The sequence below is a fragment of the Streptomyces roseolus genome (genome assembly GCF_014649855.1).
Taxonomy (GTDB): domain Bacteria; phylum Actinomycetota; class Actinomycetes; order Streptomycetales; family Streptomycetaceae; genus Streptomyces; species Streptomyces roseolus.
Genome location: NZ_BMTV01000013.1, coordinates 167,664 through 188,959, shown reverse-complemented (window position 1 = coordinate 188,959; position 21,296 = coordinate 167,664). Strand labels below are relative to the sequence as shown.

20 protein-coding genes are annotated in these 21,296 nt (G+C 74.2%); 14 read left to right on the top strand and 6 right to left on the bottom strand.

Features of this window, described 5'->3' with window-relative positions; all coding sequences use genetic code 11:
* Positions 1 to 138: 138 nt before the first annotated feature.
* From IE245_RS17910 to IE245_RS17900, 3 genes are all read left to right on the top strand, one after another.
* Positions 139 to 1,713, top strand: a complete 1,575-nt coding sequence (locus IE245_RS17910; protein WP_189948624.1) for an AMP-binding protein — start codon at positions 139 to 141, stop codon at positions 1,711 to 1,713.
* A gap of 67 nt (positions 1,714 to 1,780) precedes the next feature.
* Positions 1,781 to 2,509, top strand: a complete 729-nt coding sequence (locus IE245_RS17905; RefSeq protein ID WP_189948622.1) for an enoyl-CoA hydratase family protein — start codon at positions 1,781 to 1,783, stop codon at positions 2,507 to 2,509.
* A complete protein-coding gene (locus IE245_RS17900; protein ID WP_189948620.1) occupies positions 2,497 to 3,114 on the top strand; it encodes a TetR/AcrR family transcriptional regulator in 618 nt (205 codons plus the stop codon). The genes IE245_RS17905 and IE245_RS17900 overlap by 13 nt, the downstream gene beginning before the upstream one ends.
* A gap of 46 nt (positions 3,115 to 3,160) precedes the next feature.
* Here IE245_RS17900 and IE245_RS17895 read toward each other — a convergent pair whose 3' ends face one another.
* A complete protein-coding gene (locus IE245_RS17895) occupies positions 3,161 to 4,198 on the bottom strand; it encodes a M4 family metallopeptidase (protein WP_189948618.1) in 1,038 nt (345 codons plus the stop codon).
* Between the two features lie 520 nt (positions 4,199 to 4,718).
* Between IE245_RS17895 and IE245_RS17890 the strand changes: the two genes are divergently transcribed.
* A complete protein-coding gene (locus IE245_RS17890; RefSeq protein ID WP_189948609.1) occupies positions 4,719 to 5,777 on the top strand; it encodes an isopenicillin N synthase family dioxygenase in 1,059 nt (352 codons plus the stop codon).
* 5 nt (positions 5,778 to 5,782) lie between these two features.
* Here the strand turns inward: IE245_RS17890 and IE245_RS17885 are convergent, their stop codons facing one another.
* Complete coding sequence (locus tag IE245_RS17885) at positions 5,783 to 6,883, bottom strand: citrate synthase 2 (RefSeq protein WP_189948607.1); 1,101 nt, start codon at positions 6,881 to 6,883, stop codon at positions 5,783 to 5,785.
* Between the two features lie 224 nt (positions 6,884 to 7,107).
* Between IE245_RS17885 and pdxH the strand changes: the two genes are divergently transcribed.
* Complete coding sequence (pdxH, locus tag IE245_RS17880; RefSeq protein ID WP_189948671.1) at positions 7,108 to 7,734, top strand: pyridoxamine 5'-phosphate oxidase; 627 nt, start codon at positions 7,108 to 7,110, stop codon at positions 7,732 to 7,734.
* A gap of 317 nt (positions 7,735 to 8,051) precedes the next feature.
* Here the strand turns inward: pdxH and IE245_RS17875 are convergent, their stop codons facing one another.
* Positions 8,052 to 8,840 (bottom strand): ABC-2 transporter permease family protein, encoded by a 789-nt coding sequence (locus tag IE245_RS17875; RefSeq protein WP_189948605.1) that lies wholly within the window; start codon positions 8,838 to 8,840, stop codon positions 8,052 to 8,054.
* A complete protein-coding gene (locus IE245_RS17870) occupies positions 8,800 to 9,738 on the bottom strand; it encodes an ABC transporter ATP-binding protein (protein WP_189948603.1) in 939 nt (312 codons plus the stop codon). Before IE245_RS17870 ends, IE245_RS17875 begins: the two co-directional genes overlap by 41 nt.
* 106 nt (positions 9,739 to 9,844) lie before the next feature.
* On the opposite strand from IE245_RS17870, the gene IE245_RS17865 reads away from it, so the two are divergent.
* From IE245_RS17865 to IE245_RS17855, 3 genes are all read left to right on the top strand, one after another.
* Positions 9,845 to 11,062 carry a sensor histidine kinase gene (locus IE245_RS17865; protein WP_189948592.1) on the top strand — a complete coding sequence of 406 codons (1,218 nt, stop codon included), beginning with the start codon at positions 9,845 to 9,847 and terminating at the stop codon, positions 11,060 to 11,062.
* 31 nt (positions 11,063 to 11,093) lie between these two features.
* A complete protein-coding gene (locus tag IE245_RS17860) occupies positions 11,094 to 11,756 on the top strand; it encodes a response regulator (protein WP_189948591.1) in 663 nt (220 codons plus the stop codon).
* 212 nt (positions 11,757 to 11,968) lie between these two features.
* Positions 11,969 to 13,312 (top strand): PAS domain-containing protein, encoded by a 1,344-nt coding sequence (locus IE245_RS17855; protein ID WP_189948588.1) that lies wholly within the window; start codon positions 11,969 to 11,971, stop codon positions 13,310 to 13,312.
* A 36-nt stretch (positions 13,313 to 13,348) separates the two neighbouring features.
* Here the strand turns inward: IE245_RS17855 and IE245_RS17850 are convergent, their stop codons facing one another.
* On the bottom strand, positions 13,349 to 14,104 hold the full coding sequence (locus IE245_RS17850; protein WP_189948579.1) for an SIS domain-containing protein: 756 nt from the start codon (positions 14,102 to 14,104) through the stop codon (positions 13,349 to 13,351).
* 184 nt (positions 14,105 to 14,288) lie between these two features.
* On the opposite strand from IE245_RS17850, the gene IE245_RS17845 reads away from it, so the two are divergent.
* The 6 genes from IE245_RS17845 to IE245_RS17820 all read left to right on the top strand — a co-directional run bounded on the left by IE245_RS17845 (position 14,289) and on the right by IE245_RS17820 (position 20,922).
* Positions 14,289 to 14,978, top strand: coding sequence for an iron-dependent transcriptional repressor DtxR (locus IE245_RS17845; protein ID WP_189948577.1), 690 nt, complete (start codon positions 14,289 to 14,291; stop codon positions 14,976 to 14,978).
* A gap of 1,231 nt (positions 14,979 to 16,209) precedes the next feature.
* Entirely contained in the window at positions 16,210 to 17,175 is a 966-nt protein-coding gene (locus tag IE245_RS17840; protein WP_189948576.1) for an alpha/beta fold hydrolase, read from the top strand.
* Positions 17,176 to 17,408: 233 nt separating this feature from the next.
* Complete coding sequence (locus IE245_RS17835) at positions 17,409 to 18,647, top strand: FG-GAP-like repeat-containing protein (protein WP_189948574.1); 1,239 nt, start codon at positions 17,409 to 17,411, stop codon at positions 18,645 to 18,647.
* Positions 18,648 to 19,013: 366 nt separating this feature from the next.
* Positions 19,014 to 20,138 (top strand): hypothetical protein, encoded by a 1,125-nt coding sequence (locus tag IE245_RS17830; protein ID WP_189948567.1) that lies wholly within the window; start codon positions 19,014 to 19,016, stop codon positions 20,136 to 20,138.
* Between the two features lie 101 nt (positions 20,139 to 20,239).
* Complete coding sequence (locus tag IE245_RS17825; protein WP_189948565.1) at positions 20,240 to 20,440, top strand: DUF6058 family natural product biosynthesis protein; 201 nt, start codon at positions 20,240 to 20,242, stop codon at positions 20,438 to 20,440.
* The gene (locus IE245_RS17820; RefSeq protein ID WP_189948563.1) at positions 20,437 to 20,922 is read left to right on the top strand and encodes a glutaredoxin domain-containing protein; all 486 of its coding nucleotides are present in this window, start codon (positions 20,437 to 20,439) and stop codon (positions 20,920 to 20,922) included. The genes IE245_RS17825 and IE245_RS17820 overlap by 4 nt, the downstream gene beginning before the upstream one ends.
* Here the strand turns inward: IE245_RS17820 and IE245_RS17815 are convergent.
* Complete coding sequence (locus IE245_RS17815; RefSeq protein ID WP_189948561.1) at positions 20,867 to 21,238, bottom strand: hypothetical protein; 372 nt, start codon at positions 21,236 to 21,238, stop codon at positions 20,867 to 20,869. The two genes, IE245_RS17820 and IE245_RS17815, sit on opposite strands and share 56 nt — an antisense overlap.
* Positions 21,239 to 21,296 lie beyond the last annotated feature (58 nt).

Genomic DNA, 21,296 nt, shown 5'->3' with positions numbered 1-21,296 from the left:
GTGCGGGACCTTCCCGGTGCCGTACGGGGCTTCCGGCTCCGTGCGGGAGCTCCCGGTGCCGTACGGGGTCTCCCCAAGGGGTGTCCGCGGCAGCGATCCTGGCGACCACCTTCCACCCACCTCTCCAGGGGGCCACGCATGGTGTTCCACAGCGAGTACGAGCCCGTTCCCACCCTGTCCCTCCCCATCCACGACGCCGTCCTGGGCCGGGCCGCCGCGTACGGGGACGCGCCCGCGCTGGTCGACGGGGCCGGTGAACTGACCCTGTCGTACGCGCAGGTGGACGCCTTCCACCGGCGGGTCGCCGCCGGGCTCGCCGAGGCCGGGGTGCGGAAGGGCGACGTACTGGCCCTGCACAGCCCCAACACCGTGCTGTTCCCGATCGCGTTCTACGCCGCCACCCGCGCCGGCGCCTCCGTCACCACGATCCACCCGCTCGCCACCCCCGAGGAGTTCGCCAAGCAGCTGCGGGACTCGGCGGCACGCTGGATCGTCACCGTCTCGCCGCTCCTGCCGGCCGCCCGCGCCGCCGCCGAACTCGCGGGCGGCGTCGAGGAGGTCTTCGTCTGCGACGCGGCGCCGGAGGGGGACGGGGTGCGGTCGCTCCAGTCCTTCCTGGCCTCCACCGCGCCCGAGCCGGAGGTCGCCGTCGACCCCGCCGAGGACGTCGCCGCCCTCCCGTACTCCTCCGGCACCACCGGCGTCCCCAAGGGCGTGATGCTCACCCACGCCTCCATCGCGACGAACCTGGCGCAGCTGGAGCCGTTCATACCGATGGGGCCGGGCGACCGGATTCTGGCAGTTCTTCCCTTTTTTCACATCTACGGCCTCACGGCCCTGATGAACGCGCCGCTGCGCCAGGGCGCCACCGTCGTCGTGCTGCCGCGCTTCGAGCTCGACACCTTCCTCGGCGCGATCCAGAAGCACCGCATCAACGGCCTGTACGTGGCTCCGCCGATCGTCCTCGCGCTCGCCAAGCACCCGGCGGTCGCCTCGTACGACCTGTCCTCGCTGGAGTACATCGTCAGCGCGGCCGCCCCGCTCGACGCGGCGCTCGCGGCGGCGTGCTCGGCGCGGCTCGGGCTGCCCCCGGTCCGGCAGGCGTACGGCATGACCGAGCTGTCGCCGGGCACGCACGTCACTCCGCTGAGCGCCGAGAACCCGCCGCCCGGTACCGTCGGCAGGCTGCTGCCCTCGACCGAGATGCGGATCCTCTCCCTCGACGACCCGGCGAAGGACGCGGCGGCGGGGGAGGAGGGCGAGATCGCCATCCGCGGGCCGCAGGTGATGAAGGGGTACCTGGGACGGCCGGAGGCCACCGCCGAGATGATCGACGCCGACGGGTGGGTGCACACCGGCGACGTCGGGCGGGTCGACGCGGACGGCTGGCTGTACGTCGTCGACCGGGTGAAGGAACTGATCAAGTACAAGGGCTTCCAGGTCGCCCCGGCCGAGCTGGAGGCGCTCCTCCTCACCCACGAGGGGGTCGCCGACGCTGCCGTCATCGGGGTGACGGACGCGGAGGGGGCGGAGATCCCGAAGGCGTTCGTGGTGCGGCAGCCGGACGCGGCCGGGCTGACCGCCGAGGACGTCATGACGCACGTGGCCGCGCGGGTCGCCCCGTACAAGCGGGTCAGGGCCGTCGAGTTCATCGACGCGGTCCCCAGGGCGGCCTCGGGGAAGATCCTGCGGCGCGAGCTGCGGGACCGCTGAGCCCGGACAGCGGGGGCAGAAGCGGAAGTCGCATGTGAGTACGAGCCGAGAGAGTCGAGGGAATCCCATGAGTCTGATCGCCGTCACCGAGGAGCGGGGCGTCACGACCCTCGCGCTCGACTCCCCGGACACCCGCAACGCCCTCTCGGCCGCGCTCGTCACCGAGCTCGCCGAGGCGCTCGCGACGGCCGGGAAGGACCCGGCCGTGCGGGCGGTGGTGCTCACGCACACGGGCTCCACGTTCAGCGCGGGCGCGGACCTGAAGGCGCCGCCGAGCCCGTACGCCTTCGTGGACCTGCTCCGGCAGGTGGTGGAGCTGCCGAAGCCGGTCGTCGGGCACGTCAGGGCCGGCGGCCGGGCCCGCGCGGGCGGTCTCGGGCTGCTCGGCGCCTGCGACGTCGTGGTGGCGGGGGAGGGGGCGGACTTCGCGCTCACGGAGGTACGGATCGGGGTGGCGCCGGCGGTGATCTCGCTGACCCTGCTGCCGAGGCTGGAGCCGCGCGCGGCGGCCCGCCACTATCTGACGGGCGAGCGGTTCGGTGTCCCGGAGGCGCGGGCGATGGGACTGGTCACCGCGGGGGAGGAGGAGCTGGGGGCGATCCTGGACGGGCTGCGGGCGGGTTCGCCGCAGGGCCTGCGCGAGTCGAAACGGCTGGTCACCGCTAGAGTCCTGGAGGCCTTCGAGCGCGACGCGGAGGAGCTGGTGCAGCGATCGGCGACGCTGTTCGCCTCCGCCGAGGCGCGCGAGGGCATGACGGCCTTCCTCGAACGACGGGACCCCGAATGGCGGCTGTGACCGCACCCCGACAGGACGGACCTCCGGACCGGGGGCCGAAGCAGGACCGCAGCCGGGTGACGCGGCAGCGGCTCCTGGAGGCCGCGGTGGCCTGCCTCGCCGAACACGGCTGGGCGGGGTCGACGGTCGCCGTGGTGGCCGAACGGGCGGGGGTGTCGCGCGGCGCGGCCCAGCACCACTTCCCGACCCGCGAGGACCTGTTCACGGCCGCGGTCGAGTACGTCGCGGAGGAGCGTTCGCAGGCGCTGCGGGCGCTGCCGACGGACGACCGGACGCAGACCGTCGCCGCGCTCGTCGGCCTCTTCACCGGCCCGCTGTTCCGGGCCGCCCTCCAGCTGTGGGTGGCGGCCTCGAACGAGGAGCAGCTCCGTGCCCGCGTCACCGAGCTGGAGGCGCGGGTGGGCCGCGAGTCCCACCGGATCGCCGTGGAACTGCTCGGTGCCGACGAGTCGCGCCCCGGCGTCCGCGAGACCATCCAGGGCCTCCTGGACATGGCCCGGGGCCTGGGCCTCGCGACCCTCCTGACGGACGACACGACCCGCCGTGACCGGGTGGTCGCCCAGTGGTCCCGCCTGATCGACGAGGCGCTGACGGACGGGCGGTAGGCGACCCCCGGGGAGGCGGGCCGCCGCTCTCCGGGGCGCGCGGGCGTCAGACGCCGGGGATCTCCCGCGCCCGGAAGGCGTCGCGCACCGCGGCCTCGGCGTCGGCGCCGTACATCCGCCGGGCGGTCTCGACGGTCGTCCGCGCCGCGGCCTCGAAGGAGGTGTCGGGGGCGAAGCCGAACTGGGCGTTCACGATGATCCGGTCGGCGGTGCGGGCGCCGAGGGCCTTGCGGACGTCGAAGAGGGCGCGGGACCAGATCTCGCCGTCGGCGTGGACCTCGCCCTCGCGGTCGGCGTAGGTCTTGGTGCCGTCGAGGCGGCGCAGGCAGTGCGGGGCGGCGGAGTAGCCGGTGGCGTCCCAGTCGGCGACGCAGGCCTCCTCGGCCTTCATGGGCCAGCCGTACTTCCGTACGGCGTGGTTGCCGACGGCGACGGCGAGGTAGTCGCCGAAGGCCTCGCCGATCGCGCCGGCCTCGGTGGAGGTGCCGAAGCCGGGGACCTGGGCGTGGTGCACGGCGTGGCCGTACTCGTGGAGGATGACCTCCGCGTCCTCGGCGTCGTCGACGCCGCCCTTGCCGAAGCGGATCTCGGCCTTCTTGTCGGTGAAGTAGGAGTTGTCGGCGCCCCACTGGTTGAGCCGGACGGGCTGGACGCGGTCGTTGGCGCCGGGCAGTTCGCTGCCGAAGCCGAGGCTCTGCAGGTACTCCTGGCCCTCGTTGACCCAGAAGTACGCCATGACCTGCTCGAACTCGTCGTCGGAGCGGTCGTACGAGGCGGCGTCCGCGACCGACGCGGGCTTGCCGGTCTCGGAGCGGACGCTGACCCACTTCCCGGACAGCCCGCCGCTCGCGTCGAGGTTCCGGAGGGTCGCGAGGGCGTAGGCGGAGGCGGGGACGTCGCCGGCCGCGTCCTTGCGGTCGACGAGGCCCTGGTCGCCGGTGGCCTGCACGGGGTTGACCATGAAGACCCGGCCCTGCGGCGCGGACGCGGCGGTGGCGCCGGGCGAGGGGACCAGCGCCCCGGCGACGGCCAGTGCGCCGACGGCGACGGCGAGGAGGCGGCGGGGCGTGCGACGAGCGGTCATGGGCATCGGGACATCCTCCTGCGCGCGGGCGCGACAACGAGACGATTGGCATGCGCGTGACATGCGAGGCGCCGATCCTTACGCACCGCCCCCCACCCTGAACAGCCTCCGCCCCCGCCCTCCCCTGTGACCCGCCCCACACGCGCGGCACCGCGAGCCTCCGCCGCCCCTGTGGTCAGGCGTCCCGCAGGGGACCCCCGGCGGAACGTGTGCCCGCGACGGAACGGCGGCGCGGCACCCGCGGCCGGAGCGACCGGGCGGCGCCGTCGGCGGGTGTGGCGCGGGCCACAGGTGAAAGGGGGCGGGCGCAGTACGCTGGTCGCATGCCCCTGCTCGTTCGCCGCCGCCACGTGGACTTCGTCCGCGTCACGAGCATGGGCTGTCGCCGCGCCGCCTGACCCCAGGGGCGCCCACCCTTCCGCCCCGCGGGGTCCCCCATCCGACCCCTGTCGACCGGCACCCGTGGCCCCCGCCCCACCCCGGCGGCCGCCCCGGGACCCGTACCCCCGCGGACGCACCCATGAGCCTCAGCGCCACCACCGCCCCCCTCACCGCCTCCTACGCCTCGCAGCTCCCGATCGTCGACCTCTCCGCCGCCGACCGCGGCCCCGACGCCCGTCGGCTGCTCCACGCCCAGCTTCATTCCGCCGCCCACGACGTGGGCTTCTTCCAGCTGGTCGGACACGGCGTGACCGAGGAGGAGACCCGGGCGCTCACCGACGCCATGCACGCCTTCTTCGCCCTCCCCGAGGCGGACCGGCTCGCGATCGACAACCTGAACTCGCCGCACTTCCGCGGCTACACCCGCGTCGGCGACGAGCGCACCCAGGGCGCCCGCGACTGGCGCGACCAGCTCGACATCGGCGCCGAGCGCCCCGCCCGCGCGCCCGCGCCGTGGGAGCCGCCGTACTGGTGGCTGCAGGGCCCCAACCAGTGGCCCGAGGCCCTGCCGGAGCTGCGTACGGCCGCGCTGCACTGGATCGACCGGCTCAGCGGCGTCGCCGAGAAGCTGCTGCGGGAGCTGCTCGCCTCGATCGGCGCGCGCGCGGACTTCTACGCCGACATCTTCGGGCCCCGCGCCCACCCGCACCTCAAGCTGGTGCGCTACCCGGGCAGCAGCGGCGAGGGCGACGACCAGGGCGTCGGCGCCCACAAGGACTACGGCTTCCTGACCCTGCTGCTCCAGGACCAGGTCGGCGGGCTCCAGGTGCAGCGGGAGGACGGGCGGTTCCACGACGTGCCGCCGCTGCCCGGTGCCTTCGTCGTCAACCTCGGTGAGCTCCTCGAAGTCGCGACGAACGGCTATCTGATCGCCACCAACCACCGGGTCGTCTCCCCGCCCGGTGCGACGGAACGGTTCTCCGTCCCGTTCTTCTACAACCCGCGGCTCGACGCCCGGATCGCCCCGCTCGACTTCGCGTACGCGGACCGCGCGCCGGGAGTGACGGCCGACCCGGCGAACCCGATGTTCGCCGAGTACGGCCGCAACGAGCTGAAGGGGAAGGTCCGCGCGCACCCGCTGGTCGCGGCGCGCCACCACGCGGACCTCCTCCTCCACGGCCGGGACTTCCCGGCCTAGGACGTTCAGCCCGCGATGTCCGCGTAGCCCTCGATCTCGCGCGGGTCCCGCCGGCCGGGGCCCGTGTAGCGGGCCGACGGGCGGACCAGGCGGCCGGTGCGCTTCTGCTCCAGGATGTGCGCCGACCAGCCGGCCGTACGGGCGCAGCTGAACATCGACGTGAACATGTGCGCCGGGACCTCGGCGAAGTCCAGCACGATCGCCGCCCAGAACTCGACGTTCGTGGCGAGGATCCGGTCCGGACGGCGGTTGTGCAGCTCCTCCAGGGCGGCCTTCTCCAGCGCGGCGGCCACCTCGTAGCGCGGGGCGTCCAGCTCCTTCGCCGTGCGGCGCAGGACCCGGGCGCGGGGGTCCTCGGCGCGGTAGACGCGGTGGCCGAAGCCCATCAGGCGCTCGCCCTTGTCGAGGGCCTGCTTGACGTACGCCGTCGCGTCGCCGGTCCGCTCGATCTCCTCGATCATGCCGAGGACGCGGGAGGGCGCGCCGCCGTGCAGCGGGCCGGACATGGCGCCGACGGCGCCGGAGAGGGCGGCGGCCACGTCGGCGCCGGTGGAGGCGATGACGCGGGCGGTGAAGGTGGAGGCGTTCATGCCGTGCTCGGCGGCCGAGGTCCAGTACGCGTCGACGGCCTTGACGTGCTTCGGGTCGGGCTCGCCGCGCCAGCGGATCATGAACCGCTCGACGACGGACTCGGCCTTGTCGATCTCGCTCTGCGGGACCATCGGCAGGCCCTGGCCGCGCGCGGACTGGGCGACGTAGGAGAGGGCCATGACGGCGGCGCGGGCGAGGTCGTCGCGGGCCTGGTCGGCGGAGATGTCGAGGAGGGGCTTGAGGCCCCAGACGGGCGCGAGCATGGCGAGCGCGGACTGGACGTCGACCCGGATGTCGCCGGAGTGGACCGGGATCGGGAAGGGCTCGGCGGCCGGCAGACCGGGGTTGAAGGCGCCGTCGACGAGGAGGCCCCACACGTTGCCGAAGGAGACGTGGCCGACGAGGTCCTCGATGTCGACCCCGCGGTAGCGGAGCGCGCCGCCTTCCTTGTCGGGTTCGGCGATCTCGGTCTCGAACGCGACGACTCCTTCGAGGCCCGGTACGAACTCGGACATCAGGCGGCTCCTTCTATCGATGATCGATCAACCGAACGGCGGCGGCTGGAGAAACTCAACAGTCGTCCAGCCGAAGAGTCTGTACGGTTCCGATGATGCGGGGAAGCGTGACATCCGGCACACTGCGCCGAACCGGCGACGAAGGATTGGCGCCCCGCCGTGCTGGGCACACTGGGGCGCTGCGGCAGGATGACCCCGTGACCGACGCCCTGGACCCCGCCGCCATGCGCGAGCAGTACCGCACCAAGGAACTGACCGCGGCCGATCTCGCCCCCGATCCGATCCGGCAGTTCGCGTCCTGGTTCAAGGAGACCGCCGCCAGCCCGGCGATCCACGAGCCGAACGCCATGGTCGTCTCGACCGCCACCCCCGACGGCCGCCCCTCCTCCCGCACGGTCCTGCTGAAGCACTACGACGACGCCGGCTTCGTCTTCTTCACCAACTACGGCTCCCGCAAGGGCACCGAGCTGGCCGCCAACCCCTGCGTCTCGCTGCTCTTCCCCTGGCACCCGCTGGCCCGCCAGGTGATCGTCACCGGCCGCGCCGCCCGCACCGGCCGCGACGAGACCGCCGCCTACTTCCGCACCCGCCCGCACGGCTCCCAGCTGGGCGCCTGGGCGAGCGAGCAGTCCTCCGTCATCGCCTCCCGCGAGGAGCTGCTCGCCCGGTACGAGGAGCTGGCCGCCCGCTACCCCGACTCCGAGCAGGTCCCCGTCCCCCCGGAGTGGGGCGGCTTCCGGGTCGTCCCGGAGACCGTGGAGTTCTGGCAGGGCCACGAGAACCGCCTCCACGACCGCCTGCGGTACGTACGGGAGGACGGCTCCTGGCGGGTGGAGCGCCTGGCCCCCTGACGGCCGCCGCGGCCCGGGCGCCGCGTCCGCCGGGCGGAAAACAAATCCCTTGTGGCCTTCCCGGAGGGTTCGTAGGGTGGGGGTACACGCGAAAGGAGGTGATCCGAAAAAATGGTTTCTTTTCGGACTCGTGAGGTGACTGCGGGCTAAGGCCTGCCGTCGCACGATGTGCACCTCGGCAGGCCAGCTGCCGAAACCCCAGCAGTCACCCGACCCGTGGGCCGCCGGTCAGTCCGGCCGGCTCCCGTCCGAACCTAGGCGGACGGGACCAAGGCCCACGGGTCGTCTGCTTTTCCGGCCCCTTCCGGCCGCCGCCCTCAGGCGTCCCGCCGGCGCGTCGCCCACCATCCGGCGAGCAGCGCCGCCGCCGTCCACAGCGCCGTCACCCCCAGGCCCGTCCACGCGCCGAGCGTCCCCAGGGGCTCCTGGAAGAGGATCTGCTGTCCGGCCCGGTCCGGGAGCCAGGTCGCGGCGCCCTCGGAGACCCCGCCGATGACGAAGGACACGATGAGGATGAACGGGACGAGGATGCTCAGCACCGCCACCGCGCTGCGCAGCAGGAACGTCAGCCCCATCGAGAACAGCGTGATCAGCGCGAGGTAGAGCCCGGCGCCGAAGCAGGACCGCAGCGCGCCCGGGTCGCCGATGCCTATCGCGTACTTCCCCAGGAACGCGTTGGCGGTGAAGAACATGACGAACCCGGCCACCACGCCCATGACGAGCGCGGCCGACCCCACGACCACCGCCTTCGCTCCGTAGAGGAGGTTCCGCCGCGGCACGGCCATCAGGGAGTTCCGCAGGGCTCCGTTGAGGAACTCGGAGGAGGCGGCGGTGGCGCCGAAGGAGATCGCGGCGATCTGCACGAAGTTCACCGGGTAGTAGATCCAGAACAGCGGATCCATCTCGCCGGTCTCCGCCTCCGGCTGCCCGATGGCGGGGAAGACCGCCAGGGCGATGCCCAGCGCGGCCACGACGACGGCCAGCAGCGAGCCGAAACTCGACCGGATCGACCGGATCTTGATCCACTCGGAGTGGAGCACGGCGGCGGGGGAGAGAGCGGACACGTCAGACCTCCTGCGGGGTGAGGGCGGTGAACTCGGCGGCATCCGAGGTGAGGGCCAGATACGCCTGCTCCAGCGAGGCGCGCTCGTCGGCGAGCTCGAAGACCGGGATGCCCTCCCGGGCGGTGACCGCGCCGATCTCCTCGGCGGAGGCGCCCTCCACCGTCCACCGGCCGTCCCGGTCGGCGGTCTCCCCGACCGTCCACCCCCGTGCGAGCAGCGTCGCCCGGAGCCGTATCGGATCGCCCGTCCGCACCCGCACCCGCGGATGGCTGTGGGCGTCGATGAACTCCCGCATCGGCACGTCCGCCAGGAGCCGTCCCCGGCCCAGCACCACCAGGTGGTCGGCGAAGGTCGCCGTCTCGTTCATCAGATGGCTGGAGACGAGGACCGCGCGGCCCTCACCGGCCAGCCGGCGCAGCAGCTCGCGGATCCAGACGATGCCCTCCGGGTCCAGGCCGTTGGCCGGCTCGTCCAGCATCAGCACCTCCGGGTCGCCGAGGAGCGCGGCGGCGATGCCGAGCCGCTGCCGCATGCCCAGCGAATAGCCGCGTATCCGACGGCGGGCCGCCGACGTCAGACCCGTCTCCTCCAGTACCTCGTCGACCCGGCGGGCCGGCAGGCCGTTGCTCGCGGCGAGGAAGCGAAGGTGGTCGCGGCCGGTCCTGGCCGGGTGCGCGGCCTGCGCGTCGAGCAGCGCGCCGACCGTCCGCAGCGGCTCGTCGAGCGTCGCGTACGGCCTGCCGCCGATGGTGGCGGTGCCCGACGTCGGCCGGTCGAGGCCGAGGACGAGCCGCATCGTGGTGGACTTCCCCGCCCCGTTGGGCCCGAGGAAGCCGGTGACGCGCCCCGGCTCGACACGGAACGTCAGCCCGTCCACGGCCCGCGCCGCACGCCGGCCGCCGTATTCCTTCGTGAGGTTCGTGATGTCGATGCTGGTCATGGCTCAAGGCTCGCGGCCCGGCCCCTCCGTGCCATCCCCTGCCAGAGGGGACCGTCTCCCCCGTGCGGGGGAGCCGCGCCCCGTCCGCCGCTGCGAGGATGACGGGATGTTCCTGCGACCCCTGATCCGGGCGGTCACGTACACGCGATGGCTGCATCTGGCGATCGGCGCGATCGTGCCGCTCGCCGCCGGACTCGTCTACCCCGGCCTGTCCTCCCCGACCCTCGTCGACTGGCTGATCGCGGCCGCGCTGCCGATCCCGCTCGTCGCGGCCGTCGCCCTCGTACCGTCCGCCCGCCGCGCCGAGGGGCTGCAGGCGCGCCTGATGCTCTTCCCCGGCAAACACGCCAGGGTCCGCGGCACGGCGCCCGCCGACGGCGCGGCCACCGGCATCTCGGCGACCCCGTCCGCCTCCTGGGCGGACCGGGGCAGGACCGCCCTGTGGCTGGTCTTCCGCATGGAGGCGGGCCTGCTGGCCTGGCTGCTGACGATCTGGCTGCTCCAGTGCACGCTGACGCTCCTCGACACCTCGGTGGAGGAGCCGGTGATCGGTTCCCTGACCCCGCCGCCGGGCCTCGGCGCGATGGCCCTGGCCCCGCTGCCGCTGCTCGCCCTCCTCGCCGTGATCGTCGGGGGCGGCCGGCTCGGCACCCGGGTCGCCCTCCGCCTCCTCGGCCCGTCGGTGAAGGAGCGCATGACGGCCCTGGAGGAGCGGACGGAGCGCCTCCTCGAACGGAACAGGATCGCCCGCGAGCTCCACGACTCGCTGGGCCACGCCCTCACCCTGGCCGTCGTCCAGGCGGGCGCCGCCCGCGCGGCGAAGGACCCCGAGTTCACCGACCGGGCCCTCGCGACCATCGAGGAGACCGGCCGCGCGGCCCTGGAGGACCTGGAGCGGGTCCTCATGCTGCTCCGCGAGACCGGCCGCCGCCCCGCCGGCGCGAGCCCCGGACTCGACGAGGCCGCCCGTCTCCTCGACTCGGCCCGCTCCTCCGGCGCCCAGGTGGAGGCCGAGATCACCGGCCCCGTCGAGGAACTGCCGGGCCCCGTCTCCCGGGAGGCGTACCGCATGCTCCAGGAGGCCCTGACGAACGCGCTGCGGCACGCGGGCGAGGTCCCCGTCGACGTCCGCGTCGCGGCCGAGCGCAGCCGCCTCCGCCTCCGGGTCACCAACCCCCTGCCGGAAGGAAGACCCCCCGCCGTCCCCGGCTCCGGCAGCGGTCTGCGCGGCATCCGCGAGCGCGCCGCCCTCCTCGGCGGCGAGGCCAAGTCCGGTGTCAAGGACGGCGAGTGGCGCGTCTCCGTGGTCCTTCCGCTCCGCTGACCGGCCGTACGCGAACCCCTAGGCTGACCGGATGACGATCAAGGTCCTCCTCGTAGACGACGAACCCCTCGTGCGGGCCGGCCTGCGGGCCGTCCTGGAGGCCCAGCCGGACATCGAGGTGGTCGGCGAGGCCGCGGACGGCGCCGCCGTCGTCCCCCTCGTCCGCAGCCTGCGCCCCGACGTCGTCGCGATGGACGTCCGCATGCCGCTGATGGACGGCATCGAGGCCACCCAGGCCGTCCTGCGTACGGTCGGTTCCCCGCCCAAGATCCTCGTGGTGACGACCTTCGAGAACGACGAGTACGTGTACGGGGCGCTGCGCGCCGGTGCCGACGGGTTCCTCCTCAAGCGGGCCCGCCCGGCGGAGATCGTCCACGCGGTCCGCCTGATCGCGGAGGGCGACTCGCTCCTCTTCCCGGCGGCCGTCCGCGATCTGGCCGCCGCCTACGGCCGGGACCGCCCCGCCAACGAGGCCCACGAGGCCCTGGTCCGGGCGAACCTGACGGACCGGGAGGAGGACGTCCTCCGCCTCATGGCCCGGGGCCTGTCCAACGCGGAGATCGCGGGCAGACTGATCGTCGGCACGGAGACCGTCAAGTCCCATGTGAGCGCCATTCTGGCGAAACTCGGCGCCCGGGACCGCACCCAGGCGGTGATCGCCGCCTACGAGTCGGGCTTCGTCTCCCCGACCTGACCCGTGCCGACCCGACCCGCGCAGCGCCGACCGGACCCGTCCCGGCCCGCCTCCCCCGGGACCTGCCCCCGGCCCGCGCCGACCCGGCCTTGCTCGCCCGCCTGGCTTGAACCGGCCTGTCTCCCCGAATCCGTTTCGTCGAACCGGGTGTGTTCTGGGTCACGTTCCAGTTGAATGGCCCCCATCAGGGGGTTACCGGGGGGGAGTGCCAGGTGAGTGCCTTCACGGGGTCCACGCGAGACACCGCTTCCGTGCCGAGCGAGGACGGCGACCTGCTCGCCGCGCTGCTCGACGGGATGGACGCGGCGCTGTGCGCGCTGGACGCGGACGGGACGGTGACGCACTGGAACCGCGAGGCCGAGCGGATCCTCGGCTGGCCGGCGGCGGAGGCCGTGGGACGGCGCGGTTTCGACGGCTGGGCGGCGCGCAGCGCCGACGCGGAGGAGACGCTCGCCCGCCTCATGGGGGCGATGCGGACCCCGGGGCGGCAGGTGCACGAACTGGCGCTGCTCCGCAAGGACGGCGGCCGGGTCCTGGTCCGCAGCCAGTCCGCCGGGGTGCGGGGCGCCGACGGGCGGCCCGCCGGTGTCTACTGCGCCTTCAGCGAGGTGCACGCGCAGATAGACCTGGAGCGGTCGATCGCGCTCAGCGAGGCGCTCTTCGACGACGCGCCCTGGGGCGTCGTCCTGATCGACGCGGACCTGCGCCCCGCGGTGGTCAACGGCTACGCGGCGAAGGCCATCGGCACGGGCCGGACGACCCTGCTCGGCCGCCCCCTCGGCGACGTCGTCGCCCGGGGCGTGGAGGAACTGGAGGGCGCGCTCCAGCACGTGCTCGCGGAGGGCGCCCCGCCCGCCCCCGCGGACCTGTGGGTGACGCTCGCGTCGACCTCGGGCGCCGGGGCGGGGGAGCGGCGGCGGTGCTGGCGCAGCGGCTTCGTACGGCTGTCGTCGCCGATGACGGAGGAGCCGGCGCCGCTGGGCGTGGCGTGGCTGTTCCAGGACGTGACGGCGGAGCGGCTGGCGGCCCGGGAGGCGGACCGGACCCGCTTCCGCTGGAGCCAGCTGCACCGGGCGGGCGTGGCGGCGGCGGAGTACGCGGACCCGGCGGAGGCGGTGGCCGTCCTCCTCGACTTCGCGCTGGCCGGGTTCGCCGACCACGGCCTGGTGGACCGGGTGGCGGGCGACCGGCGGCTGACCCGCGCGGTGGCGTCCCCGGCGGGCGCCCCGGACGCGGACGGCCTCGGCGGCGGCTTCGAGGGCGGTTTCCCGCAGCGGTACGGCACCGATCACCCGGCCCTCCAGGCGTGGGACCGGGCGGGTTCGGTGCGGGTGGACGCGGGCCGGGACGCGGCGGAGTGGGCGGCGGCCCGGCACTGGCCCGCGGACACCGCGCACGCGCTGTGCACGGCCCTGCGGTCCCGGGGCCGTACCGTCGGCGTCCTCACCTTCCTGCGCACGGCCGCCCGGGGGGCCTTCGACCGCCAGGACGCGCTGTACGCGGAGACGGTCGCGGCCCGGGTCGCGGCGGCACTGGACGCACCGCCGCTCGGCTGAGGCCCGGGACGGCCCGCCGCCCCGCAGGGGCGGGCGTCAGTGCCGGTAGAAGATCCGGTCCGCGTACTCGGTCATCACGCGGCCGTTCCACTCGTGCCCGCCGTCGACGTTCCCCGAGCGCAGCAGCGGCGGCTCGACGCCGCGCCGGACGAGCTCCTCGGCGGCGGCGGCCATCGTCGCCTGCATGAGGGCGCTGGTGACGACGGTGGAGGCGGGGGCGAACGGCGCCTCGATGCCCTCGTGGGCGAGTTCCGCGTCGCCGACCGCGATCCGGGAGTCGAGGACGATGTCGCAGTGGTCCTTGAGGTACGTCCCCGAGACGTGCCGCGACTTCGTCTCCGTCGCGTACGCCACCGAGGTGACGCCGATGACGGTGAGGCCGAGCGCGCGGGCGTTCATCGCCATCTCCACGGGCAGCGCGTTGCGGCCGGAGAGGGAGATGATGAAGAGCACGTCGCCGGCGGAGGCGGGGGAGGAGTCGAGGACGGCCCCCGCGAGCCCGTCGACGCGTTCCAGGGCGGAGCCGAGCGTCGCCGGCATGACGTCGACGCCGACGACGCCGGGGACGACGAGCAGGTTCATCAGCGCGAGCCCGCCGGCCCGGTAGACGACGTCCTGGGCGGGCAGCGAGGAGTGCCCGGCGCCGAACGCGAAGAGGCGGTTGCCGTTCGCGACGGCCTCGGCGACCGCCGCGCCGGCGGCGGCGATCTCGGCGGAGTCCCCGTCGCGCACCTCCTGCAGCAGGCCGATCGCGGCGTCGAAGAACTGTCCGGCCAGCTTGCTCTCGCCCATGTGAGGAAGCTCCTTCTCGTCGAGGTCGCCGATCACGGTGCGGTCTGGACCATTGCTCTGTCAATACTGCCTCCGCCGCCCCGGTGTCCTCAGTTCTCCCGCTCCGGGGCGGGGGCCGCCCGGTTGTCGCTCCGATGCGCAAGAATTGGTGCAGGGCCAGCGCACGACTCATCGAGGGGCACGAATGTCCGGACTGATCGACACCACGGAGATGTATCTCCGCACCATCCTGGAGCTGGAAGAGGAAGGTGTGGTCCCGATGCGTGCCCGGATCGCCGAGCGGCTCGACCAGAGCGGCCCCACGGTGAGCCAGACGGTCGCCCGCATGGAGCGGGACGGCCTGGTCGCCGTGGCGAGCGACCGCCACCTGGAGCTGACCGAGGAGGGCCGCAAGCTCGCGACCCGCGTGATGCGCAAGCACCGCCTCGCCGAGTGCCTGCTCGTCGACGTGATCGGCCTGGAGTGGGAGCAGGTCCACGCGGAGGCGTGCCGCTGGGAGCACGTGATGAGCGAGGCCGTGGAGCGCCGCGTCCTGGAGCTGCTGCGCCACCCGACGGAGTCGCCGTACGGCAACCCCATCCCGGGCCTGGAGGAGCTGGGCGAGAAGGCCGAGGCCGAGTCCTTCCTCGACGACTCGATGGTGTCGCTGGCGGACCTGGATGCCACCGGGGGCAAGACGGTGATCGTCCGCCGCATCGGCGAGCCGATCCAGACGGACGCCCAGCTCATGTACACGCTCCGCCGCGCCGGCGTGCAGCCCGGCTCGGTCGTCTCCGTGTCGGAGTCGGCGGGCGGCGTGCTCGTCGGCAGCAGCGGCGAGGCGGCCGAGCTGGACGCGGAGGTCGCGGCGCACGTCTTCGTCGCGAAGCGCTGAGTTCCACCGCGGTACGAGCGGGGCGGGGCGGGGCCGGGCGCGCGGAAGCGTCCCGGCCCCGCCCCGTCGCATGGGGGCCCGTCACGGGTAGGGAGGCGAGCGCGCCCCACAGGCCGAGGGAGAGGACGCCCCTGAGGGCCGGCAGCCCCAGGGCGTGCTTCACGACGGTGACGTAGGCCGGCTCGGAGGCGGCGTGACGGCGCGAGGGGGCCCCGGGGTCGTACGCGACGTGGATCTCGTCCGTGACCCGGCCGGAGCCGTAGTGCGTGGTCAGCTCGTTGCCGCTCACGTCGGTGAACCGGTAGTGGCTCGCCCGCTTGCCGTTGGGGTGGCACGCGCGCGTGGCGACGACCGTGACGCCCCGACGGGCCGACAGCGCGCGGTCCACGGCGCTGCGGACGACGCCGAGGCCGCCGACGAACAGACCGGGGACCGCGGCGAACGCGGCCGAGCCCCTGCCCGTGCCGTGCGCGGCGCCGGTCAGCCGCACGTACGCGGTGTAGGCGCCGAGGAAGCCCACGACGCCCAGCCGGACCGCCCACCGGGGGAACCAGGCCGGGCCGTCCTCGGTGGTGACGACCCGCTGCTGCTCGATCGTGAGGTGACCTTCCCTCAGGATCGCGATGTGGTCGCCCTTGGCGAGGACTTGGGCACTGCGCATGACCGTGCCGGCCAGCGGGACGGGGGACCGGCTGCGCGGTCGGCGGTCACGAATGGGCCACGGTCGGGCGACGGGTTCGTCATGCGCCCCGTTTTACGCCGGAATGGCCCCGCGCGTGCCCTCGGCGTGCCAGGCTGGAACGAGCTGCGTGCGTTGCGTGACGCGCGGAAGGGGTGGGGCCATGGGAGCGACGGAGGCCGTACGCCGACTGACACGCGCCCGGGGGACCGCTTCTGACGGAGCGTCCGGCGAAAAGAGGCCCGGGGGAAGGGCGCCCGAGGCACGGGTGCCCGGGGCGCGGGGGCCCGGAAAGGCAGAGGGCCCCGGCGCCTCGCGGCGCCGGGGCCTGCCCTCCCCTGTTCCGACCTGGAGCCCCGAGCTCTCAAGGTCGTTCCCTTCGGACCGTTTTCCCCGAGCGGTCCGCCTCCCGGTGAAGATCTCCCCTCGGCCACGCGCGCCAACCCTTGAGGCCTGTCACTCGAACGAGGGGTGTTGGGTGGCAGAAGCGCATTTTCGAATGTGGGTTCGATAGTCTGGCGGGGTTGGACAGGAAAAGAGGGGGTGCCAGACATGGCGCGACGACTCGACGTCACCGGAGCCGACGGCATCCGGCTGACGGCCTGGGACTTCACGGCGGAGGGCGCGGCCCGGGACGGGACCACGTCCGAGGCCCGGACGTCCACGCGTACACCCGCGCGTACGCCCACCGTGAGCATCACCCGCCAGCCCACCGGCCCCGAGGACCGCACCGCCCTCCCCCGCCCCTCCGGCGCCCCGGTCTTACTGCTCCACGGCCTGATGGGCCACGCCGGCCACTGGGCCCGGGCCGCGGGCCTCCTCGGCGGCGGACACCGCACGATCGCACTCGACCAGCGCGGCCACGGCGCGAGCGAGAAGCCGCCCGCCGGACCCTTCACGCGCGAGGCGTACGTGGCGGACGCCGCGGCCGTCATCGAGCGGCTCGGACTCGGCCCCGTCACCCTCGTCGGCCACTCCATGGGCGCGCTCACGGCCTGGCAACTGGCCGCCGAGCGGCCCGAACTGGTCCGCGCCCTCGTCATCAGCGACATGCGGGCCTCCGCGCTCGGCGCGGCCTCGCAGCGCGCCTGGCGGGACTGGTTCGAGGGCTGGCCGACGCCCTTCCCGTCCCTGGAGGCCGTCCACCGCTGGTTCGGCGCGGACGACCCGTGGGTGGAGACGCCGAACCCGGCGCGGGGCGCGTTCTTCGCCGAGGTCATGGCCTCCCACCCGGACGGCTGGCGCCCGGTCTTCGACCCCGACCAGATGCTCACCTCCCGCGAGACCTGGGTCCACGACGCCCACTGGGACTCCCTCGCCCAGGTCCGCTGCCCCACCCTCGTCGTCCGCGGCCTCGACGGCGAGCTCGGCCGCGCCGAGGCCCAGGAGATGGTCCGCGTCCTGCCCCACGGCGCGTACGCGGAGATCCCCGACGCCGGCCACCTCCTCCACTACACCCACCCGGAGGCCTGGGCCGAAGCGGTGACCCCCTTCCTGGCCGGCGTCCTGACCCCGTGACGACCCCCGGCGGCACGGCCCGGCGCGAGTCCCGCACCGAACCCCGCGCCGAACCCCGGAGCGGGGCAGGGGGCGGGCGGCCGGGGCGGGCGGCCGGCACCCCGCTGGAGCCGCCCGCCCCGGGCGCGGTACGGTCCCTCCGCGACGCGTCGAGCGGTACGTCTCCGCGCCGCCCGCCCCGAGGGCCATCAGGCCGCTCGGGGTCAGGAGCATCAGGGACATCAGGGGAACTCATGCGCATATCTCTGCGCCGGCGCCTGGCCACCGCGGCCACGGCGCTCGGCCTCGCCACCATCGGCGTCCTCGGCGCGGGCGCGGCCCCCGCCCAGGCGGAGCCGAGCGACTGCCCGAAGGGCTACTTCTGCGCCTGGACCACCGCGCACGCCACGGGCACGATGCTCAAGACCACCACGAGCATGCCGACGCTCGGCACCTGGGACAACAAGATCAACGCGGTCTCCAACCGCACGAACATGTACGCGTGCGGCTACGACGAGCCGAACTACACGACCTCGTACTGGGGCGTCGGCACCCGTGAGCCCGACCCGGGCGGCACGGAGTGGGGGTACATGGGCCTGAGGTCGATGAGTTCGCTGAAGCTCGTCCCCACGTACCGGGAGTGCACCGGCCCCGCGTATCCCAGCTGGCACGTCTTCTCCGACGCCTCGGTCCGTTCTTCCTTCGCCAACCTGGACGGCAACCTCTCGTCGGACCTCCTGGTCCGCGACAAGGCCGGCCGCCTGTGGTTCCTCCCCGGTGACGGCAGCGGCAAGCTGGTGGGTTCGGGCTGGAACGCGATGAACGCCCTGACGCGGCACGGTGACTTCTCCGGTGACGGCAAGGAGGACGTGATCGCCCGCGAGGCGTCCACCGGCAAGCTGTGGCTGTACAAGGGCGCCGGTACCGGTTACGTCGGTTCGCGCGTGCTGATCGGTTCGGGTGGCTGGAACTCGATGAACCACCTCACCGCCTTCGGCGACCTGTCCGGCGACGGCCGTTCGGACCTCCTGGCGGTGGAGAAGTCCACGGGCAAGCTGTGGCTGTACCCCGGTACGGGCAGTGGTCTCGGTGCCCGCAAGCTGATCGGCTCCGGCGGCTGGAACGGCATGAACGCGCTGGTCGCCCCCGGTGACATGAACGGCGACGGCCGGGCCGACCTCCTCGCCCGCGAGGCGTCGACCGGCAAGCTCTGGCGCTACCCGACCAAGCCCGGAGCCCTCGGCACCCGGGCCCTCGTCGGCGGCGGCTGGAACGTGATGAAGACGTTCGTCGGCATCGGCAACATCGAGTACGGCGACCCCAACGACCTGCTGACCATCACCGGCAGCGGCGCCTCGACGTCCCTCACGGGCAGCAGCTGCGAGGGAGCCGGCTGCATGATGGTGTACACGGGCAGGGGCACCGGCGGCCTGAACGCGGGCTTCCACCACGACAGCGACTACAACTGGGACGACATGAACGCCGTCTTCTAGCGGCTCGCCCCACGACCCAGGGCCTCCGCCCCGACCGGGACGGAGGCCCTTTCGCGTGCGCCGCGCCTGCTTCGCCCGGGCGAGGAACTCGCTCCAGGCGGCGGGGAGACGACGCGGGAGAGGAACGCCTCCTCCTCCTGGCGCCGGGTACGCGTGGCCGCGGGGCCGGAGGTCGCTCCCGACGCTCGAAGATCCGTTCGTGGAGGGAGAGTTGTTGTACCGGACGGTGGAGTCTGCGCTACGGTGACGCCAACGTCACGCTCCGTAAAAGGAGCGGCCCCCGGGGGTGCGCCAACACCGTCCGAGGGCCTTCATCGCCAGTGGATTCGGAGTCCACCAGAAATGCTTCGGCATGCTATCGCGCCCTTGTCGGCGTACACGAAGGTCTCGCACGGTGTCGTCCGGAATCCGCGACTGACCAGCGACGCGAAGATCCTCCTCATCTACCTCCAGGGCCTCCCGGCGAGCGCGGCCACCGTGAAGCCGCTCGGCGAGCACGCCGTCGACCTGGGCATGAAGCCCCGGGCGTACCAGCGCGCGAAGGCTGCCCTGGCCGCATGCGGACATCTGCACGAGTGGCGATGGCAGGACGACCGGGGGCGCTGGATCACCGAACAGCTCGTCGCGAACGTCACCCTCACGCGGGACGAGGCGACGGCGGTGCGCCACGGCGACCGGTCACCGACCGTGCCCGATCCGACGGTCGGTGGACCGGCCGCCCCGGAACCCGGTGGCTCCCCCCAAGACGAAGACGGGGAGAAGAACAACCCCCACCCCCCGACCCCCCGCTCGGCGACCGCCGTCACCGGACCGGAGGAGCCGCCCCAGGGCCGACCCGCGCCGCCGCCCCGGGGCATGCCCGCGCCGCCGCCCCACGACCGCCCCGAGGCCCCGCCCCACGATCATCCCGAGGCTCCGCCCCACGACCGGCCCGGGGCCCCGCCCGAGGACCACCCCGAGCCCGACGATCCCGCCCTCGTCCACGCCGAACGCCTCCTCCTCACCCTCCACCACGTCCACCGCGACCTGCGCCTCGGCGTCCGCGAGGCACGTGCCCTCGCCGCCACGGCTGCGGAGTGGCTGCGCAGGGGCGTATCGGCGAGCGACCTGCGGCACGTGCTGACGGGGCACCTGCCCCGGGGCGGCGTCCACTCGGCAGCGGGTTTCCTGCGGCACCGGCTGACGGAGAAGCTCCCGCCGGAGCCGACGGAGGCTCCGTTCGGCGAGGCCCCGCGTCCGGCGCCCGGCCCGCTCGTGGAGTGCCAAGGGCCGGGCGAGGCGCACGTGTTCCGGCCGGTGGCGGACGAGACCCACTGCGGCCCCTGCCGCCGCGAGGCCGCCCGGAGGGCCGGTCCGTACGCCCGGCACGCGGAGGACAAGCCCGCCCCCACCGGCTGGCGGGGGCGCGTGGCGGAGGCGTTCGCCGAACGCCCCGGGCTCACCTGGGGCGCGCTCGACGGCTCGGCCGGGCCCGAACCGTCCGGCGGCTAGCGTTCCGGGCCTTACGCGGCACGGGCCTCACGCGGCACGGACCCCACGCGGGACGGGCCCCACGCGGGACGGGCCCGCGTCCCTGGCGCCGGGAGGTCCCGATGCCGGAGAGCGCTCCGGACGCCGGGACGCCCGCCCCGGCGGAGCGTCTGCACGCCCTCGTCGACGAACTCGACTCGACGGAGCCGGAGTTCGCCGCCTGCGACCGGCTCCGCTTCGGCGGCCCCGCCTCCGGGGCCACCCGCGTCGACGCCGCCCGCGCCCGTCACCCCCGCGTCGGGGCGGCTAGCCTGGCCCGGTGACACGCTCCTGGGTGACGCCGACCCTCCTGGCCCTCGCGGGGCTGCTCGCCGCGGGGAGCCGTGCGGCGGACGGCGGGCCGGTCACCGGCCTCGCCCTCCTGGTGCTCTTCCTCCTCCTCGCCGCCGCCACCTCCCCGCTCGTCTTCCCCAGGCCGACCGGTGCGGCCGAGGCCCTGCGCCGCAGCGCGGCCGACGGCCGCCCGGTCGTCTACTGGCGTCCCGGCTGCACCTTCTGCGTGCGCCTCCGCGTCCGCCTCGGCCGCCGGGCCCGTCAGGCGTACTGGGTGAACATCCGGCGCGACCCGGACGGCGCGGCCGCCGTCCGCGCCGTGAACGACGGCGACGAGACCGTGCCCACGGTCCTCCTCGCCGGCCGCCACCACACCAACCCGGACCCGGCCTGGCTCCGCGCCCGGATCGACGGCCTCAGCCGGGAGTCCGGGCCGGCACACCGACCCCGTGCGCCAGGAAGGCGCCGGTGAGCACGGCGTAGTCGGCGGCGCTGAGCCCGTCCCGCTTCCAGACCGCCTGCGCGGTCATCGTCGTACAACCGATCGCGGCGCGCAGGCCGCCGGGCCGGCCGGCGCGCAGTTCCCCGGACCGGGGGTGGAAGGCGTCGCGGACCGCCTTCCGGAGCGTGGCGAAGCGGGCCGCGTCGAACTCCGGCACGGCATCCGGTTCGTACTCCCCCGACGCCACCGCCCGGGCGGTGGCGTCCCGGATCTCGTCCAGGGCGGCCAGGGGCAGCCGGGAGGCCTCGATGACGAAGGCAGCCACTTCAGGGGGGATCAGAGACACCGGAGCACCTTCGCACGGCCGTCCTCGGCCGCTCCCGCGGGGCGGGACCCGCAGCCGT

Excerpts from the sequence above, each read along its gene's own strand:
- IE245_RS17910 (WP_189948624.1), top strand. The coding sequence starts at position 139 with ATGGTGTTCCACAGCGAGTACGAGCCCGTTCCCACCCTGTCCCTCCCC.
- IE245_RS17905 (WP_189948622.1), top strand. The coding sequence starts at position 1,781 with ATGAGTCTGATCGCCGTCACCGAGGAGCGGGGCGTCACGACCCTCGCG.
- IE245_RS17900 (WP_189948620.1), top strand. The coding sequence starts at position 2,497 with ATGGCGGCTGTGACCGCACCCCGACAGGACGGACCTCCGGACCGGGGG.
- IE245_RS17865 (WP_189948592.1), top strand. The coding sequence starts at position 9,845 with ATGTTCCTGCGACCCCTGATCCGGGCGGTCACGTACACGCGATGGCTG.
- IE245_RS17885 (WP_189948607.1), bottom strand. The coding sequence starts at position 6,883 with ATGTCCGAGTTCGTACCGGGCCTCGAAGGAGTCGTCGCGTTCGAGACC.
- IE245_RS17870 (WP_189948603.1), bottom strand. The coding sequence starts at position 9,738 with ATGACCAGCATCGACATCACGAACCTCACGAAGGAATACGGCGGCCGG.
- IE245_RS17890 (WP_189948609.1), top strand. The coding sequence starts at position 4,719 with ATGAGCCTCAGCGCCACCACCGCCCCCCTCACCGCCTCCTACGCCTCG.
- IE245_RS17840 (WP_189948576.1), top strand. The coding sequence starts at position 16,210 with ATGGCGCGACGACTCGACGTCACCGGAGCCGACGGCATCCGGCTGACG.
- IE245_RS17845 (WP_189948577.1), top strand. The coding sequence starts at position 14,289 with ATGTCCGGACTGATCGACACCACGGAGATGTATCTCCGCACCATCCTG.
- IE245_RS17850 (WP_189948579.1), bottom strand. The coding sequence starts at position 14,104 with ATGGGCGAGAGCAAGCTGGCCGGACAGTTCTTCGACGCCGCGATCGGC.
- IE245_RS17875 (WP_189948605.1), bottom strand. The coding sequence starts at position 8,840 with ATGCCGCCGAGTTCACCGCCCTCACCCCGCAGGAGGTCTGACGTGTCC.
- IE245_RS17895 (WP_189948618.1), bottom strand. The coding sequence starts at position 4,198 with ATGACCGCTCGTCGCACGCCCCGCCGCCTCCTCGCCGTCGCCGTCGGC.
- IE245_RS17860 (WP_189948591.1), top strand. The coding sequence starts at position 11,094 with ATGACGATCAAGGTCCTCCTCGTAGACGACGAACCCCTCGTGCGGGCC.
- IE245_RS17825 (WP_189948565.1), top strand. The coding sequence starts at position 20,240 with ATGCCGGAGAGCGCTCCGGACGCCGGGACGCCCGCCCCGGCGGAGCGT.
- pdxH (WP_189948671.1), top strand. The coding sequence starts at position 7,108 with ATGCGCGAGCAGTACCGCACCAAGGAACTGACCGCGGCCGATCTCGCC.
- IE245_RS17835 (WP_189948574.1), top strand. The coding sequence starts at position 17,409 with ATGCGCATATCTCTGCGCCGGCGCCTGGCCACCGCGGCCACGGCGCTC.